The 16,603-nt window shown below is 61.0% G+C and carries 11 protein-coding genes; 6 read left to right on the top strand and 5 right to left on the bottom strand.

What is annotated here, in order from left to right:
- Nucleotides 1-17: 17 nt before the first annotated feature.
- Complete coding sequence (locus D7T59_RS10700; protein ID WP_180852281.1) at nucleotides 18-473, bottom strand: GIY-YIG nuclease family protein; 456 nt, start codon at nucleotides 471-473, stop codon at nucleotides 18-20.
- A gap of 139 nt (nucleotides 474-612) precedes the next feature.
- On the opposite strand from D7T59_RS10700, the gene D7T59_RS10695 reads away from it, so the two are divergent.
- Nucleotides 613-1,395 (top strand): hypothetical protein, encoded by a 783-nt coding sequence (locus D7T59_RS10695; protein ID WP_180852280.1) that lies wholly within the window; start codon nucleotides 613-615, stop codon nucleotides 1,393-1,395.
- Between the two features lie 597 nt (nucleotides 1,396-1,992).
- Here D7T59_RS10695 and D7T59_RS10690 read toward each other — a convergent pair.
- Nucleotides 1,993-3,462, bottom strand: a complete 1,470-nt coding sequence (locus tag D7T59_RS10690) for an adhesin (protein WP_180852279.1) — start codon at nucleotides 3,460-3,462, stop codon at nucleotides 1,993-1,995.
- A 253-nt stretch (nucleotides 3,463-3,715) separates the two neighbouring features.
- On the opposite strand from D7T59_RS10690, the gene D7T59_RS10685 reads away from it, so the two are divergent.
- From D7T59_RS10685 to D7T59_RS10675, 3 genes are all read left to right on the top strand, one after another.
- Nucleotides 3,716-4,510, top strand: coding sequence for a M15 family metallopeptidase (locus D7T59_RS10685; protein ID WP_180852278.1), 795 nt, complete (start codon nucleotides 3,716-3,718; stop codon nucleotides 4,508-4,510).
- A 679-nt stretch (nucleotides 4,511-5,189) separates the two neighbouring features.
- A complete protein-coding gene (locus tag D7T59_RS10680) occupies nucleotides 5,190-9,704 on the top strand; it encodes an RHS repeat-associated core domain-containing protein (protein ID WP_180852277.1) in 4,515 nt (1,504 codons plus the stop codon).
- Nucleotides 9,691-10,092 carry an ankyrin repeat domain-containing protein gene (locus D7T59_RS10675; protein WP_164135828.1) on the top strand — a complete coding sequence of 134 codons (402 nt, stop codon included), beginning with the start codon at nucleotides 9,691-9,693 and terminating at the stop codon, nucleotides 10,090-10,092. Before D7T59_RS10680 ends, D7T59_RS10675 begins: the two co-directional genes overlap by 14 nt.
- 676 nt (nucleotides 10,093-10,768) lie before the next feature.
- On the opposite strand, the gene D7T59_RS10670 is transcribed toward D7T59_RS10675, so the two are convergent.
- The 3 genes from D7T59_RS10670 to acuI all read right to left on the bottom strand — a co-directional run bounded on the left by D7T59_RS10670 (nucleotide 10,769) and on the right by acuI (nucleotide 15,086).
- Complete coding sequence (locus tag D7T59_RS10670; RefSeq protein WP_180852276.1) at nucleotides 10,769-13,522, bottom strand: UvrD-helicase domain-containing protein; 2,754 nt, start codon at nucleotides 13,520-13,522, stop codon at nucleotides 10,769-10,771.
- A 107-nt stretch (nucleotides 13,523-13,629) separates the two neighbouring features.
- Nucleotides 13,630-13,950: a hypothetical protein gene (locus D7T59_RS10665; RefSeq protein ID WP_164135826.1), complete on the bottom strand. Its 321-nt coding sequence runs from the start codon at nucleotides 13,948-13,950 to the stop codon at nucleotides 13,630-13,632.
- 146 nt (nucleotides 13,951-14,096) lie between these two features.
- The gene (acuI, locus tag D7T59_RS10660; RefSeq protein WP_164135825.1) at nucleotides 14,097-15,086 is read right to left on the bottom strand and encodes an acrylyl-CoA reductase (NADPH); all 990 of its coding nucleotides are present in this window, start codon (nucleotides 15,084-15,086) and stop codon (nucleotides 14,097-14,099) included.
- Nucleotides 15,087-15,188: 102 nt separating this feature from the next.
- On the opposite strand from acuI, the gene D7T59_RS10655 reads away from it, so the two are divergent.
- Together D7T59_RS10655 and D7T59_RS10650 are read left to right on the top strand one after the other, a co-directional pair.
- The gene (locus tag D7T59_RS10655; RefSeq protein ID WP_180852275.1) at nucleotides 15,189-15,536 is read left to right on the top strand and encodes a winged helix-turn-helix transcriptional regulator; all 348 of its coding nucleotides are present in this window, start codon (nucleotides 15,189-15,191) and stop codon (nucleotides 15,534-15,536) included.
- A gap of 197 nt (nucleotides 15,537-15,733) precedes the next feature.
- Nucleotides 15,734-16,597 (top strand): Smlt3025 familytype IV secretion system inhibitor, encoded by an 864-nt coding sequence (locus tag D7T59_RS10650; protein WP_180852274.1) that lies wholly within the window; start codon nucleotides 15,734-15,736, stop codon nucleotides 16,595-16,597.
- Nucleotides 16,598-16,603: the final 6 nt, after the last annotated feature.

The following is a 16,603-nucleotide window of genomic DNA, read 5'->3' as shown; positions in this document are numbered from 1 at the left end:
AATTTCGGCAGAAAGCGTTAGCCCGTGAAGCAACGGGCCAGCAGCAAGACGCTGGCCCCCACCGCGATCCACGGCCACCACCCCACGCGTTCGGAAGGGGCTTTGACCGGTGTTCCCAGCTGCCACCGCCGCTGATGGGCCAGCCATCGCACGTGGGGCGTTGCCCGACGGTGTGGGTTGACCACGATTCCCGGCGGCTTGGCGTAGATGCGCCACCCCTCCCGGGAGGCCTTCACCCGCCACGCCTGCTCATACGCTTCGGCTTCCGCCCTGGTGGCTGTTACCACCTCCAGCACATGGAACTGGAAGGGGCGGTGCCAGCCGCCTTTGGAGGAGCGGTGCTGCTTCTCCCGCTGCTGCGGGTTCGAGCTTTGGCCGACGTAGCATCCCCCCTCGTCGAACAATAGGGCGTAAAGGGTGCGGGGCAGGGCGTGATACTTCTCGCTGCGTCCCAGGTTGTGGCGATGGGTCATGGTTTCTTCGTGAGTAAAACGACCCACTCACGAATAGATCAGAATCTGGAGTTGGCAAGCCTGCTGCGAAGGACTTGAGAGGCCGCGCGTCACTTGCGTGTAATCTCTTCGCAGTTCATGGCGAGCATGGGGCGGGCGAGTGACCTTTAAGTTCCCGGTTGGACCTTCCAAGGGGCGTTGCAACATATGCGGGCAGGAAACCGTTCTGACCGAAAATCACGTGCCGCCTAAGGCGTGGGCTCAAGGCATCGCTCTGAGGGTGTCCAGCGTCGCCGATGCAATCGGTGGAGAGAAGAAGCCGCGGTCCCACAAGATGCCCAATGGTGTTTGCTTCAGGAGCATCTGCCGGACCTGCAACGGCTCGGTGCTTTCTCGATACGACAAGGCGCTTGTATCGATGAGCCGGCAGGTGACGGAGATCTTGCGTGATCGAAGCAAGGTCACCTACTACCAGAGCATCCGCATCCAGCCGCAGCTTGTGGCAAGGGGAGTTCTGGGCCACATGTCATCGGTGGGCTTGAATCGCTACGACGAACGCCACAGCCAGCACCTGTTCGATGACCGGTCAGATCTTCTACGCCAGGTTCGGCTTCACTACTGGGTGTATCCCTACAGCGGTCGAACGGTTCTTCGTGACTTCGGGCTTTGTGTATTGGGAGGGAAGGGCAGTTCGGCGGTGTATGTCCTGAAGGCCTATCCTCTGGCCTTTGCAATGGTCTGGAACAGGGAGTTTCAGTTCGAGGACTGGCAGCCACGGAGCTTCGATCCGTTCGCTGGGTTCGAACCGGATCAAGAGGCGAGCCTTCCGCTGGAGTTCGTGGGCCTGCCAGGACAGGTTTGGCCAGAGCACGTCCAGGGGAGCACTATCGCGCTCTTAAACTCCGATGGAGCCTTCGTGGCGACGGAGAAAAAGCGCCGCTAGGCTTGGGAAGGTTCCTGATCTTCTCGATTCGGGTGGCCACGGGTCGCTGCAACCTTCCGAAGAAAAAGCCCGGGCTGGACCCGGGCTATTCATGTCGGTCAATGGGGAGCATGGCTCACCGCGCGTTGACCTGTGTAATGTAAGGAGCGCGCTTGCTCCTACAGCAATTGTCGTGTCGTAAAGCACCTTGAGGCCCACGCCAAGGGCTCTGCAAAGCGGGTGTTTCTTGATGCGTGTTGCAATCGTGTTGCTGTTACTTGTTTCTTTATTCACTGAGGTATCCCTGTAATTGTTAGTGCTGCATGTGTCATCTTCCTTTGCGTCGTGGTTGGTCAACCATTCCCTAACGGCTTCTAGGGCAATGGCAAGCATTGGCGTGAGTAGTGCTACGGCAACGGTCATTACTGCAGGCGGGATTGTCAGTCCGGCTCCTACAATGCTGAGCGGTGGAGATGTTACCAGCTTCCAATGCATTGGTCAATCGTAAGTTGTTGTATATAAATACAATTTCAATGAATTGACGCCACGAACAAGGGCCCCGAAGGGCCTTTGCCGAGATACGATCACCTCCTTTCGCCGCTGACATTCTTTGATTCGTTACCAGCCAATGGCCCAGGCTGCGCCCACGGCCGTGTCCTGCCCGCTGCGGGAAACCCCGATCGAGAAAGCCGATGGGGATCCGCGTGGGGTGGTCACGTCGCGGGTGTAGCCGATGGAAATGGCGGCTTGGCCGCTGCAGCCACCGATGCCCACGGCCAGGCGGTTTCGGTTCTCTCCATGGATAGCTGACGCCGAGGTGGCCATCTGGGCGTTGGCTTGGGCCATGGCGCACACACCGCTAACCCGTTTGTCGAGTTGGCGGAAACGGCGGTCCGTCAGGTTCCAGCGGTCGTCTTGCTCCTGCTGGTAATCCCACAGTTGGCCACCGTTGATCGCGTCCGTGGACCCTGGAGCGATCGCCCCTGCAGCCACCCCGGTTACCCGCTGGTTGCCGGCGTTGATCCCGGATCGGGTGACCGATGGGCCGCCCTGGACAGTGAAGCCGTCGCTGTTGTGGATGGCCTTGGCCACTTGGACCGAGCCCTGCTCGGACAACTCAACGGTGTCCTTCAGGGCAACGGTTTGGGTGGCGTTCCCGTTGTCCGAGACTTCGATGTTGGCCCCGGCCACCGCGGTGCTGCTTCCGCCATCCTTGCCGTCTTTGCCGTCCTGGCCTGCGGGACCTTGCGGACCGGTCGGACCTTGCGGGCCCTGCGGGCCGGTGGTGTCACCACCGCCGCCAGGGTTCTGCTCCAGCTGGTGAACGCGCCCGTCGAGATCGTAGATGGCGCCGGCAACGGTGCTGTAATGTTTCCCGCTGATCAGCTGGTAATTCGGAGCCACGATCACACCGTTTACTACGGTAGCGCCAGCGCCCAAGGTTTCCACGGCGGTCCGCAGTTGGCTGACGACCACGGCGTCGTTGTTCGCCTGGCCCAGGGCAACTTGCGTCAAGCGTCGGTTACCTACGGCAACCGTGTTCTCTTGGTCGCAGGTCGTGCCCGTGCCCAAGGCGACGCAGCCTTTGGCGTTGGCTTTCGCGCTGAGCCCAAAGGCTGCGGCATTTTCTGCGTTGGCTTGACTGCCGGGGCCTACGGCGGTGCCTCCAATTTCAGTAGCAAGGGCGTGTCCACCAACCGCCAAGGTGCTGAGCGCCGTTGCTTTCGCATACTGACCCAAAGCCGCGGCGTCGCTCGCGGTTGCTTCGGCATACGCTCCCACGGCCGTGGAGTTCCCCCCCGTCGCACGACTAAAAGCCCCGAAAGAAGAGGTATTGCATCCTTGGGCAGAGGCGTAAGCCCCCGCTGCGGTCGCGCCAATGCAGTGGCCAGTAGGGGTGGGCCCACCATCCGCATCTGCGGAGTAGCCAAGCGCGGTGTTGCCGCCTCCTTTTGCACCGGCCAGATCGCCCACTGCCGTGGCACCTAACTCAGTCGCATCTGCACCGTTGCCCACTTGAACCTGGGCTTGCGCCGTGCCAGCAACAAGGCCTGCCAGCAAAGCGCAGTGGATGAGGGAGCGTTTCATGGGGTGGCCTCCTGGGTCTGAAATGAGTGAGCGTGTGCACTCACGAATAGATCAGATCCTGGAATGCGCAAGCCCCCCAACGAAACTTCCCGGCGCAACGGCAGGAGGGGCCGTTGCGCCGGGAAGCGGCGGGGCCGACTTTTCCCCACCCCTGTTCTTCTACGACAGGGAAAAAATTCCGCAAGCCCCCTTGCGCGTTTTCGATTCTCCGCTTGCATGGATGTATCGCTTATGTGAGTAAGGAGGCCTACTCATGATTCAACGCTTGTTGCTTGCGCTGGCACTGGCCAGCGCTCCCATCATGGTTCACGCCCACGCGCCAGCCACCGATTCCGTTGAGGTCCACGGGAAGAAGCCAGGGTTTTTCAAACGCCTGTTCCACCGCCACAAAGACGCCCCGCAGTGGGACGGTGTCCAGCCCGAGCTTCGCTCAACGCTGGAACGGATCGCCTTGCAGATGAAGGGCGAGGGCTACGACCTGCGGCTGATGGAGGGCTACCGGTCTGAACAGCGCCAGGCCGCGCTGCTCGCTAGCCAAAAGGGCGTGACCCAGGTGGGGCCAGGCAGCAGCTGCCACAACCACGGCTGGGCGGCGGATATGGTTATCTACAGGCGCGGCCGTCCATCCTGGGACCTAAAGGACGAACAAGTGCGGCAGGGCTACCAGCGCTACGGGGAGTTGGCCCAGCAGGCCGGGTTGAGGTGGGGCGGCGCTTGGAAAGACTTCAAGGACATGCCCCACGTCGAGATGCGCAGCGAGTGCCTGGTGGCCATTCGTGGCGGCTCTGCCCCCCGCCGATCGCTGCAAACAGTGATTGCCAAGGCGGAGTCAGTGTCTGACCTTCCGAGAGCACCTCGGTGGGCCTGGAGCGTCGATTCGGAGCTGGCGCCGGACTGGGCGTGCGAATCCGTTCTTTGCAGTGTGTCTTGGGCGACGGTGAGCCGGCCCTGGAGCTATGGCGTAAGGCCGCCGTTGAAAGGACTCCGTCCAGAACCGTTTGCTGAGGCGTCCTGTCCCATGGCCCCAATTGCCCTGAGGCACACATGAGGAAGCAGTCCACCGGATTGCTTCCCTTTTCGGCGGAGAGTGGGGGCGAACGGGTCATCTCCCCTGACCGCGCCGGCTTGGAGACGGTCAAGATTGGCGCTTCCAAGGGCGGCAAAAAAGGCTGGATCCGTTGCACCGCAAGGGGTATGCTCGCCGCGGGCACATTCCAGGGCACCTCCCAGATTGGTGAAACCCAAGCCGCCCAAGAGGGGAGGGCACTTCTCAAGGAAGTCCCACTCTCTCCGCCATGATGTTCAGAAGAGCCCCTGGAAACAGGGGCTCTTTTGTTTTTCCGGACAGTGCGAGAAGGATCTCGTGGGCGAATGCCGTCAGTTGAGGGCTCGTGTCATCAGTCTGACTCCGGTTGTGCTGGATGTTGCTGCACGAAGCTGAGGGGCGCTCTCATTTGGCTACGCCCAGATTTGCTGCTATTGGTCCCGGATGACGCTTATGGGCAATGTCATCGGGGCAGCGATGATGTAGGTTCTCTTCGATGTTGCTTGCCCCGTTCTGCGATCGGACGTCGCGATTGAGAACAGGGGAGGGACTGCAGCCCAATGGGGTGGGGAACTCAAAGCGATCTATTTGATTGGCTTTATCACGTGCGCCGCTTCTGTGCGGTCTACGTAAGGTGTTGTAGTCGAGAAAAACTGATCACCAACTTCATGGAGGAAGTGCAGTGCTGGATATCGAACGAAAGATGGATTCGCGCATGTGGTCATGGTGCCGCAGCAGGACGTCAGGTGCGACTCTGCGTTGGATGCTGATTGTCTGTCTTCTGGTGGTTGGATGTGCCTCAGCGTCTAGTGCATTGGCGCAAACAACGATGTATCAGGCGATGTCTTGGTGTGAGTCTGCGCGTGCCCGTCATTCCGAACCTAGCTACTGCACGCCCGGCTTCGGAGTTATTAGGCAAGGCTATCCGCCAGAGACGGGAATCTTCCTACGCCCTGTAGGCCAACCGTCGCAATCCTATGCATCCTGGCGCTTTGGTTGCCCTGTCGGAGAGAAATGGAGTAGGCGCGCAGGGCGATGCGTTCAAAAAGACGGCCCTCCCGAGTATCCACTTCCCGATCTTGAGGATCCTGAAACCGGTGAGTACGGCTCGCCGAAGTGCGACGGCAATTGTCCTCCAGCGGGTGGTAATGGAAGTAACCCCATTGATAGCGCTACCGGTAACAAAAAGCAGCAAGAAGTCGACTATGTCGGTGCCGGCGTCTTTCCGCTGAGCTTGGAGAGAACCTACAACAGCGGGCGGGCACTTGAAGGTGATCCCTTCCCGATGGGCGCAGGTTGGTCCCATAGCTACTCAGCACGGCTCTATCCGGTGACGGATGGCAACTATGTTATGTATCGAATCATCGCGCGGCGCTCAAATGGAGCGCGCCAGAGCTTTACCCCGGTCGGCGATGATTGGGTAAGCGATGCAGATGTTGCGGGCAGGATAAGCGTTCACATGAGTGGAGGGGCGCTCAGCTCATTCACCTATTCGCGCGGCGATGGTTCTATAGAAACCTATGATCGCGATGGTCTGCTTACCTCGATCACCAATCTTGGCGGTCAACGACAGGTGCTGTCCAATGTTAACGCAGGTGGGATCAAGCGGCTGGAGAGGGTTACGGACCCGGAAGGGCGCAGTCTGCTCTTCTCATACAAGGATCAAATGATTGAATCGGTGACGTTGCCAACCGGGCGCGTCATCCGATATGGCTACGCCGATGGGGATCTGGTCAGCGTTTCCTATCCGGAAGCGCCAGCCGGTGAGTCCGTCCGTCGCTACCACTACAACGAATTGGATCAGACGACTGGTGTTTCCCAGCCCCACACGTTGACGGGCATCACCGATGAAAGTGGTCAGCGCTACGCGAGCTGGGGTTACGATGGCTATCGGCGTGGTGTTTTGAGTGTCCACGGTGACTACGCGACGGGTACCATCGATAGAACCTTGCTAGCGTTCAATGACGATGGCACGACGACTGTCACCGACAGCTTGGGGAAGGTGCGCCACTATGGCTTCGATGTGAAGCATCGTGTCGCCCGGCTCGCGTCCCTCGATGAGCTGTGTCTGGGGTGCAGCAACACCGCCAGGGCCAAGACCTATGATGGGAATGGCATGGTGCAGTCATCGGTGGACTTTGCCGGTAACGAGACAACATTCAGTCACAACGCGCGCCTGCTCGAAGTCCAGCGTGTCGAAGCTGCCAACGATGCAACGGGTCTGCGGCGAATCGTGCAGACCGACTGGCATCCAAGTTTGAGGGTGCCGGTCGAGCGCCGCATTCTTGATGCGGCGAACGTATTGGTATCCAGGTCCACCTGGACCTATAACGCACGGGGGCAAGCGCTCGCTGCCACGCAGATCGATCCGGCGACGGGCGAGGCGCGAACCACAACGAGCACCTACTGCGAAGCGGATGATGTGGCCGCAGGGCGGTGCCCATTGCTCGGTCTGCTTACTCAGGTCGACGGACCCCGATTGGATGTCACTGACGCGACGTCCTATATCTACTATCCCAGCAATGATGCAGGCTGCGCCACGGGCTCCGGCTCATGCCTCTACAGGAAAGGCGACCTCTGGAAAGTCGTCAACGCAGCGGGTCACATCTCCGAGGTGCTTGCCTATGACGGGGTCGGGCGGCCGACATCTGTCAAAGACCCCAATGGCATCGTTACCGAGATTGCTTATCATCCGCGTGGTTGGCCAACCATCGTCAGATTTGATTCCGCGTCCGGCGCCGGCGCACGCACCACCCGTCTCGACTACTGGCCCACAGGCCTCGTCAAGCGGGTAACGCAGCCAGATGGATCCTCTGTTTCCTACTCCTACGACGTAGCTCACCGATTGACAGCGATTTCCGATAGCCAAGGAAACTCAATCACCTTCGTCCTGGACAATGCGGGGAATCGCGTCGCGGAAGAGACGCGGGATGTAAATGGCGAACTGAAGCGAGCGCTCAGCCGGATCTACAACCAGTTCGGACAATTGACGACAGAGGCGGATGCAGGCGCCAATCCCACCGATTTCTCCTACGACGCCAATGGCAACATCGCCTCCAGGACCGATGCTCTGGGTCGCAGGAGCCGGCAGCAATACGATCCATTGAATCGACTTGTGCTGTTCCTTCAGGATGTTGGCGGTTTGGATGTGGAAGTCCGTACGCACTACAACGCCCTGGATAAGGTGACCCGGGTAACTGATCCCAAGGGTCTGTCTACAACCTATTCCTACAACGGCTTCGGCGACCTGACTGGGCAAGTCAGTCCAGACAGCGGTGCCAGTCAGTACACTGTTGACTCCGGTGGTAACCGTCGGACGTTCACCGATGCCCGTGGCGTTACTGCTTCGTATCGGTACGATGCTCTGGATCGGGTGATTGGAATTGCCTACCCGGATACCAGTCTTGACGTGAGCTACAGCTATGACCTGGCGCCAGAGTCGTGCCCTGCCGACGAGCGGTTTGCAAAGGGGAGGCTCGGCGAGGTGCAGCATGCTGGCGGCAGTACGCTGTATTGCTACGGTCGGCTTGGCCAGATCACCCGGAAGGTGCAGACGATCAATGGTCTGACACGGACAGTGCGATACTCCTACAGTCCATCCGGAAACCTTGCGACATTGGTGTACCCGGACGGGAGCATTGTCGACTACGTCCGGGATGGCTTTGATCGTGTGAATCAAATCGGCCTGACCCGGCCTGGTCAGGCCCGGCAGGTCGTGGTGAAGGACGTAGCCTACGCCGCCTTCGGTCCGGCGATCGGCTGGACGTATGGCAATGGTCGGCGGCTGGATCGTCCTCTGGATCTCGACTATCGCGCACAGGCTGTGAATGATCCGACTCCTGGGGGGCTCTCCCAGAGCTACAGCTACGATCCCGTTGGCTCCATCGTTGCGCTGAAGAATGGCAGTGGCTCGCAGGTGATGGCCCGCTATGCCTATGATGCCTTGGGGCGCCTCACGCAGACTCAGGATGGGCTCACCGCAACGCCCATCGAAACCTATTCATACGATTCCACCGGTAACCGCACGTCGCTGAAGACCGCGGGTGGCACCTCGCTCTACACCTATCCCGCGACGAGTCATCACCTGACGGCTGTGGATGGTGTGGGGCGCGATCATGATGCCTCCGGCAACACCGTTCGCGTGGAAGGCAAGGAATACGTGTACAACGACGCCAATCGCATGGCAGCGGTGAAGCAGGACGGGAATTTGCTTGAGGGCTACGCATACAATCACCTAGGGGAACGCATTCTTCGCGTTCCGTTCGGCGGTGATAAGCAGATCACCCTCTATGACGAAGCCGGGCAATGGCTGGGCGACCACTTTGAATCAGGTCGGTCGCAGCAGGCGATCTGGCTTGATGACTATCCAGTGGCATTGATCAGCTCTGCAGACGCTGGTTCTCCGGAGTTGGTCTACATCCAGCCCGATCACCTCGGAACGCCGCGCGTCGTGGTCGATCCTGTCCGCAACACTGCCATATGGGAATGGAGCAGCAAGAGCGAAGTATTCGGCAATCAGATGCCGAATACGGATCCAGATGGAGATGGCGTGGCATTCGACCTTTCACTTCGTTTCCCGGGGCAGCAGGCGACGGAAGCGACCGGGTTGTTCTACAACTATCAACGCGAGTATGACCCAGCAGTGGGGCGCTACTCCCAAAGCGATCCGATTGGGCTCGCTGGGGGTATTTCAACATTCAGTTATGTAAGTGCTCGGCCTGTCCAGCGCGTTGACCCAAAGGGTCTTCGCGAGCTGCAGCGCTTGGCTGGACAGCTGGCCGATACAGGGCGGAGCTCGGAGATGGATACCGCAGGCGTTGTGGCATCGAGTGCAACGGCAGCGCAGTTCATGGATCTTGGTGCGTGGCTCGATCCGACAAGCGGCAACGCGTCGCTGTTGGGGGCGCTGATGAATTCGGCGTGGTTGACCGATAAGGAACGAAGGGATCTCGAGTACCGGAAGTACAAAGAGCTGAATCAGCAGGGATATAAGCGGGATGAGGATCCATGCAGAAATCTTAGGAATAGAATCGAGTACATGAAGAAGCTCGCGTTGGCGCGGCATTCATGGGACATGCGATGGATGACGCCAAAGTACCCTGGAGGGCGCCATGCTGCGGTGAATGCCAGAGATTGGGCGGAGCTGAAGATCCTTGAAGAGAGACTTCGGAGGGAGTGCCCCGATGAGTGCAACTGATCCGGAACTGAAGAGGCTGCTTGCGAGGTTCGATGATTACCACACCTTCGAAGGCTGCGAGCTGACGTGCCCTGAAAGCCATGGGATCGATGACGATACGCCGCTGCATATAGCGGCGTTCAACAATGACGTGGAGCTGCTGAAGGGGCTGATGCCGTTCGTGACGAATATTGACGTGCTCGGAGATATTGGGCTGACGCCGATGGCGAATGCGGTGATTAATGAAGGTTTCGAGGCCGTTGTCTACCTTCTTTCCTGTGGTGCGGACCCCATGATCTTGGATGAGGTGGGCGATTCGGTGCTGGAAATAATGAAGAGGAGGCCCGTCTTCAATGAGCTGGTCGAGCAGATCGAGAGCGGGTCGCCGGGGAAGGTTCGAGGTCGATGAGGTGTGGGTAATGGAGCGCGCTCTTGACTCTGCAGTTCTCGGCGGCCTGAGAGGATCGCGGCGTCAGGATGGCGCGTGATTGCTCGTAGGTGCCATCGTGTTTCGTCGGCGACACTTCCACTGGCGCGCTAGGCTGGATCAGCTCGTTCATATCGACTGCTGATGCATTGAGCCCAACCTGCGCCTCGAACTCTCACTTGTTCCTGTGCCTCGCGCAAGCAGGTCACCGACCGCGCTGACTCGGGGACAGGTATCGTCTTTCCCCACATTCTGTTTCAGCGCATCTCAATGGGTTCCTCGCAGTATGAGCAGGTGTGCATGCTCGGCGCGATCGCGCTCCCAGGTGATGCCGGACCGGCTTGAAAGCGCCGTGGCACGTGCGAATGCAGTCATTGACATTTCGGGTGTCCGCGCGGAAGCGTATGAGCGGGGCAGTGGCTTGAGGTCACCGCCGCTCGTGGAGCTTCGCTGTGTGTTCACCATTATCTGCAGTACGGAGGTTGCATGATCCCGTAAGAAGACGTCGTGAGGACGTGCGGGGTCTTTGCGATGCCTCGCAACTCCGCCTCCATTCAGACGAAAGCTTCGGCCCAGGAGGGGCTTTTTCTTTTCCGGAGGTGCCATGGCTCAGGGCCGGCACCCTGAGTCAGGCGCATGTGGATGGAGCAGGGTGTATTCACCCAGGCCGCCCACCCCTCGGCTTGTTGTGGCACGACGGATAACTCGAGCACGACCGGAAAGCCCCGTGCGGTCCATTCCGGTCCACGAACACGCCGACCTTGCACACCGGGCAGCGCTCTTCGTGGATGGCCTCGCCTGAAATCGCGGTCACTTCCACTGCCCCGTCCTTCACCAGCTCATCCAGGAACGGCGAGTGCCTGCCCTGCAGGGTGAACATCGCGACCGACCGTCGCGCACGCGTCATCGCAACATAGAACAGCCGCCGTTCTTCGCTCAGCGGATAGGTATCCCCATCCGGCATTGCCAGCGAAAGGACCGGGTCATCGGCGCGCAGGCTCGGGAAGCTGCGGTTGATCATGCCCGGCAGAATCACGTAGTCCGCCTCGCGTCCCTTCGACCGATGGACCGTCAGGAACTCCACGTCCATCGTGCTGCCGAAGGCAGTCTTCCAATCCGGTGGCACCGCGCTGCGATCGGCGCGATACCGCCCCAGGATGAATACAGTCACGCGTTCCTTGCGCCCTTGCGGCACCGCCCCGGACAGCAACTGTTGATGCAGCTTCGCAAGGTACTGGCGAACGCCATCCTGCAGCTCCTCGCGACGATTCATCTGGAACGCTTGCAGCACTGGTCCCATTGCCGGTGCGGCAGAACGAACCGTCTTGGCAATCTGCGCTGGATTCCGGCTGATGAAGCGGCTGGACGCATCGCAGAGCGCCTGCGGGCAGCGGAATGTCTGCTCCAGTTTCAGCACCTGGCCATGGCCCATCCACTCGCGGAATCCGGTCATCACTGAAACGTCGGCACCGGCGAAGCGATTGATCGATTGCCAGTCATCGCCCACCGCAAACAGGTAGCGCCCTGGCTTACCGACCAAAGCACGGCAGAGCCGGGCGCGGGCACGCGAGGCGTCCTGGAACTCGTCGGCCATCACCAGTTCGTAGGGCGATTCGTAGCGGCCCTGTTCCAGCAGCCCGGCCGCCATGTTGAGCATGTCTTCGAAGTCGATGCCACGCTCGTCAGCCAGTGCATTGTGCCAGGCCTGGAAAACAGGGCTGGCGATCTCCAGGAAGCGCCGATGCCGTTCCTTGAACTGATCTTCGGGCATTTGCCGCAGGCGCTCGGCCATGTCATCCAGCGTAAGGCAATTGCTCTTGGCGTGGGCAATGAACGTGCGCATCAGCCCGATCAGGTCAGCGTCCGGCATGGGCTTTGCGCCCTGCTCGGGCAGCTCGCGGTCGGGGTTCGGGTCGAGCTCAACGCTGGAGTCGCCCAGTTTCTCGGCCAGATGGCGCAGCGCCTCTCCGCTACGCAGGCCAAATGAGGTTGTCTCGACAAGGGCCGTGCCGCGCGCTGCATGCTGCTGGCGTTTCCTGCGCATGCCTTCGGCATAGTCGGAAACATGTTCCGGCGGCTGGCCATCAGCATCCAGCGCAAAGTGTTCGTGATACAGCCCGGCATCCGGGTAATAGAAGTCGGGGCGATACTGGCGATGGGTGTCGGTGGCCGTATCGAATTCGTAGCGCCGCTCGTAGTCGTACGTCACGCCGTTGTAGAAGAGCCAGTCGGCGATGACGCACTCTTCCAGGCTCTTCACCCGCTCACCCTGCAGGGCGCGGATGTAGGGCGTGCCATCGCGGTCGTAGCCGTCGGCCTCCATTTCCGCACCGAATGGCGGCAGGTCGCGCCCGAACACCAGGCGGAACATGTCCCATTGGGTGCGGAAGTGGGTCGAGCGGTCCTTCAGGTCGTCCACCAGTTCGGCCAGCTTGTTGAAGCCCAATGTGGCGTCAGTGGCCCATTCCGGGATATCGGGCTTGCGGCCGGTGGCCTTGGCGATGATGGCCAGGCCCAGGGCGTGGAAGGTCCGGGCCTCAACCACGGTGTTGCCCATGCCGAGTCGATCGAAGGTTCGCTGCGCACGTTCCTCCAGTTCCTTGGCAGCATCCTTGTTGAAGGCGAGCATCACGATGCGTTCGGGCTCGACAAAGCCGCGGTCAATGGCATAAGCGGCCTTGGCGACCATCGTGGAGGTCTTGCCGGAGCCGGCCGCGGCCACGACCTGCACCCGATTGTCGAAGCAGATGACGGCGCGGGCCTGTTCCTCGGTCAGCGGCTTGCTCTCGACACGGCCCAGGAAGCCCTTGGCCAACACCAGCTCGCGCAGGGTCATGGCCTCATTGGCTTCGGCCCAGGCAGCGGGCCAATCCAGGTTCCAGTCGCGCAGGGCGTCCAGCGCTGCGCGATGGCTGTCCGCATGCAGATCTTCATGCACGTCTTCATCGCGGAACAGCTGCTCCAGCTCAGGCGGCTGCAGGGGCAGGTCTGAGCGCTTCGCCAGCAGCGCCTGCTGCTGCTCATGGGTGATCCAGCGGCGGCCGGCACTGCCACGATCGATGAGGGCATCCGCGTCGCTCAACCAGGACTGGATCTGCTCCAGAATCGTGTCGAACAGGGCCTTGCGTCCACGCGTGGTTCGCGCAAAGAGCAGGTGCTGCAGGGCCCCCGCAAGCCGGGACGCTGGTCCGTTGGGGAGCCCGTCCACGCACAGCCCGGCAGCATCGCCGGTCTGCAGTTCGACCCGTGACCAGAAGACCCCTCGATGGACCTGCACCTGCTGATCATCATCCACGCGCAGCCGGTACTGCTGGCCGGAGACACTGAGTTCAACGTACTCGCCATCAAGCCGCAGCGACCAATGGGGCGAACGGGTCACGCGTCGGCCCCAGCCCGAGGGGCACCATTCCATAGACATCCAGATACTGCCCTGCAAGCGTCAATGGGGCGTACAGCGCCCCCAGGCCCACATGATAAGGGCGCTTGACGATGCGTGCGGCCTTGCCTGCCGGCACGGCATCACTCGTAGGCGCGATCCTGCTTCGTCGGCGGTACTTCCACCACATCACCACGTCGGATCAGCTCATCCAGATCCACCGCCGAAGCGACCAGGGCGTCCTGCGCATCGAAATCCCACTTGTCCCTGTACTCGCGCGCCAGCAGATCGCAGACCGCCTTGGCACGCGGATAGGCATCGTCCTTGGCTTCGTTCTGCTTCAGCGCATCGCGATGGATCTGGCACAGCATGAGCTGGTGCGCATCCTCGGCGCGCTCGCGCTCCCAGGTGATGTCGGGCAGGCCCGAAAGCGCAGCGGCAAGCGCGAATGCAGTCATTGGCATGTCAGGTGTCCAGGCAGCGATGGGAACCCGAGCGTATGCGAGCAGCAGTGGCTTTAGGCCACCGCCGCCCGCGTTGTTTCACTGCGTGTTCACCATTCGCCGCAGCATGGAAACTGCATCAGATGCAGTTGATCCAGACAATCTGCTCACGCATTCACATCCACAACGATACGCCCACGCACCTTGCCCGGAATGATCTGGTCGTAGACGTCCAGCACCTCGGCAAGCCCGATCAGCTGCACGGTGCTTTCGAGCTTCTGCGGGTCCAGGTCGGTGGCAAGACGGTCCCACGCGCGCTGGCGGACGTCCTGCGGCGCATTCACCGAATCCACGCCGGCAAGCGTCACGTTGCGGAGAATGAAGGGCAGCACCGAGCCATGCAGCTCATCACTCTGCGCCAGCCCGCAGGCGGCCACTGCACCTCGGTACTTCGTCTCGGCAATGGCGTTGACGAGGGTGGGGCCGCCCGCCACATCGACCACGCCGGCCCAGCGCTCGGCGCTCACCGGCCGGTCGCGCGGTTCTGAAAGCTGCGCGCGGTCGATGATCTCGGCGGCGCCCAGGCTGTGCAGGTACCCGGCATGTTCCGGGCGCCCGGTGGCGGCCACCACGCGATAGCCCAGCTTTGAAAGGATCGCCACCGCGATCGAGCCGACGCCGCCGTTGGCGCCGGTGACCAGCACATCGCCCTTGTCAGGCGTCACGCCGGCGTCTTCCAGTGCCAGCACGCACAGCATCGCGGTGTAGCCGGCGGTGCCGATGGCCATGGCGTCACGGGTGCTCAGGTTGGCGGGAATCCTGTTGAGCCATTCGCCGCGAACGCGGGCGCGCTGGGCGAGGCCGCCGTGGTGGCCCATGCTGAGGTCCCAGCCATTGAGCACAACGCGGTCGCCGGGTTTGAAGTCGACGCTGCTGGAGTCCAGCACCACGCCAGCCAGGTCGATGCCAGGAATCAACGGAAACGTCCGGATCACCGGGCGCGTGCCGGTGAGGGCCAGCGCGTCCTTGTAGTTCAGCGTGGAATACTCGACCTGCACCAGCACGTCGCCATCCATCAGGTTGGCCTCGTCGAAATCGACCAGCTCCGTGGAAACGCCGTCGTTGGTCTTGCGGGTCAGCAGTGCCTTGAAACTCATGGTGCGGTCTCACGTTCAGTGGATGAGCCCATGCTAGGCTCGCACCACTATCGCAACAAGAACGATGATTTTCCGTAGGTACTATGGTTTTCCGGAGTATGCATGCGTAGCAGGCGTTGGGACGGCAAGAGCGGTTGCGCGGTGGAAGTCACGCTGTCGGTGATGGGCGGCGTGTGGAAGCCGATCATTCTGTTTCACCTGATGACAGGAAAGCGACGCTTCATGGAGCTGACGCGGCGTGTGCCCAACGCGACCCAGTCCATGCTGACCAGCCAGCTGCGGGAACTGGAGGCTGACGGCGTGGTGATCCGCCACGTGTACCCGGAAGTGCCGCCGAAGGTGGAATACGAGCTTTCCGAATTCGGGCGCACGCTGGTGCCGGTGCTGCTGGCGATGCGCGAGTGGGGTGAAACCTATCGAGGCCATGGACGCACGGACAGCGACGGCTGAGGTCTGAAGCGTAGCGCCGAGTGTGGTCGACATGGCCCGCGCACCCCGCAGCGTTCCGGAGGCCACGGCAACAGCGGTAGTGCTGGAGGCAGCGCATGTGCAGGGCTGCCTCGCTTCGTGAAGGGCGGCGATACGGTTCCTGTTCCGTTGACACCTGGTTCCCTATAGTGGAGCTGGAACCCTGCAATGGAATGCCCATGCACGTAATGTCTCCCAGCCGGTGTCTGACGCTTGCACTTGCCGTTGCAGTGAGTGCCGGCGCATGTGCGCGGCCACCGTCCAACGAACACGAAAGGAATTCCGCCATGTCCGGCGCAACCCAGACCGGCCGCACGATCAACGGCCATACCTATACCGACGCGCCCGTGGACGTGAAGCTCGGGCCGAATACCTTCCGCATTCCAGCCAACTACCTGGACAGTCAGATCGCACCGTGGCCGGGCGAGGGCGTGACGCTGGTCATCGAGTGGCCGGACATGAAGCCGACTGCTCCGGGTGCCCGGGCGAATCCGCGTACGAATGATTTCCGGAAGGAGATTGCTGTGGCGATCGATTACATCGACCGTGCGCCAATCGAAACATCATTGGAGCGATTATCCTCCAACCAGGCATCCACCGAGGAAGGATCGGTGGAGCGAGGGGATCCTCGGGATCGGCTCGATCTGCGGATTGCGCGGCCCGACGTCATGGGCCTGACGCCTTACGCCATCGATGAAACGAGGATGGAGGTTTTCTCGAAGGAGTACGAAGCGCGCTATGGAAAACCGCCCATCCGAAATCCTGCCTATGAAGATGACTGGTACATCGCGCGCGCTCCCAATGGCAGCCTGGCCACATTCATCAAATGCGAAAGCACGGCATTCCGGGGGGATGGCGTTCGCCTGCAGGGCGATCAGGTCATCAGCGAGCAAGGACAAGCTGCGGCAGGGTGTTTCCACTACTTCTCGGATGTGGAGAACAAGCTTTCCATCTCGCTGAACTACAAGCGGGCCTTCCTGGCTGACTGGAAGCGGATGGAGGATGCGGTGCGGGGTGTCCTCGCGCGCACCCGAGTCCGATAATGAATG

The sequence above is a fragment of the Stenotrophomonas maltophilia genome (assembly GCF_013464915.1).
Classification (GTDB): Bacteria; Pseudomonadota; Gammaproteobacteria; order Xanthomonadales; family Xanthomonadaceae; genus Stenotrophomonas; species Stenotrophomonas maltophilia_AT.
Note: the sequence above shows the minus strand (reverse complement) of the source record. Positions and strands in the feature narration are given on the sequence as shown.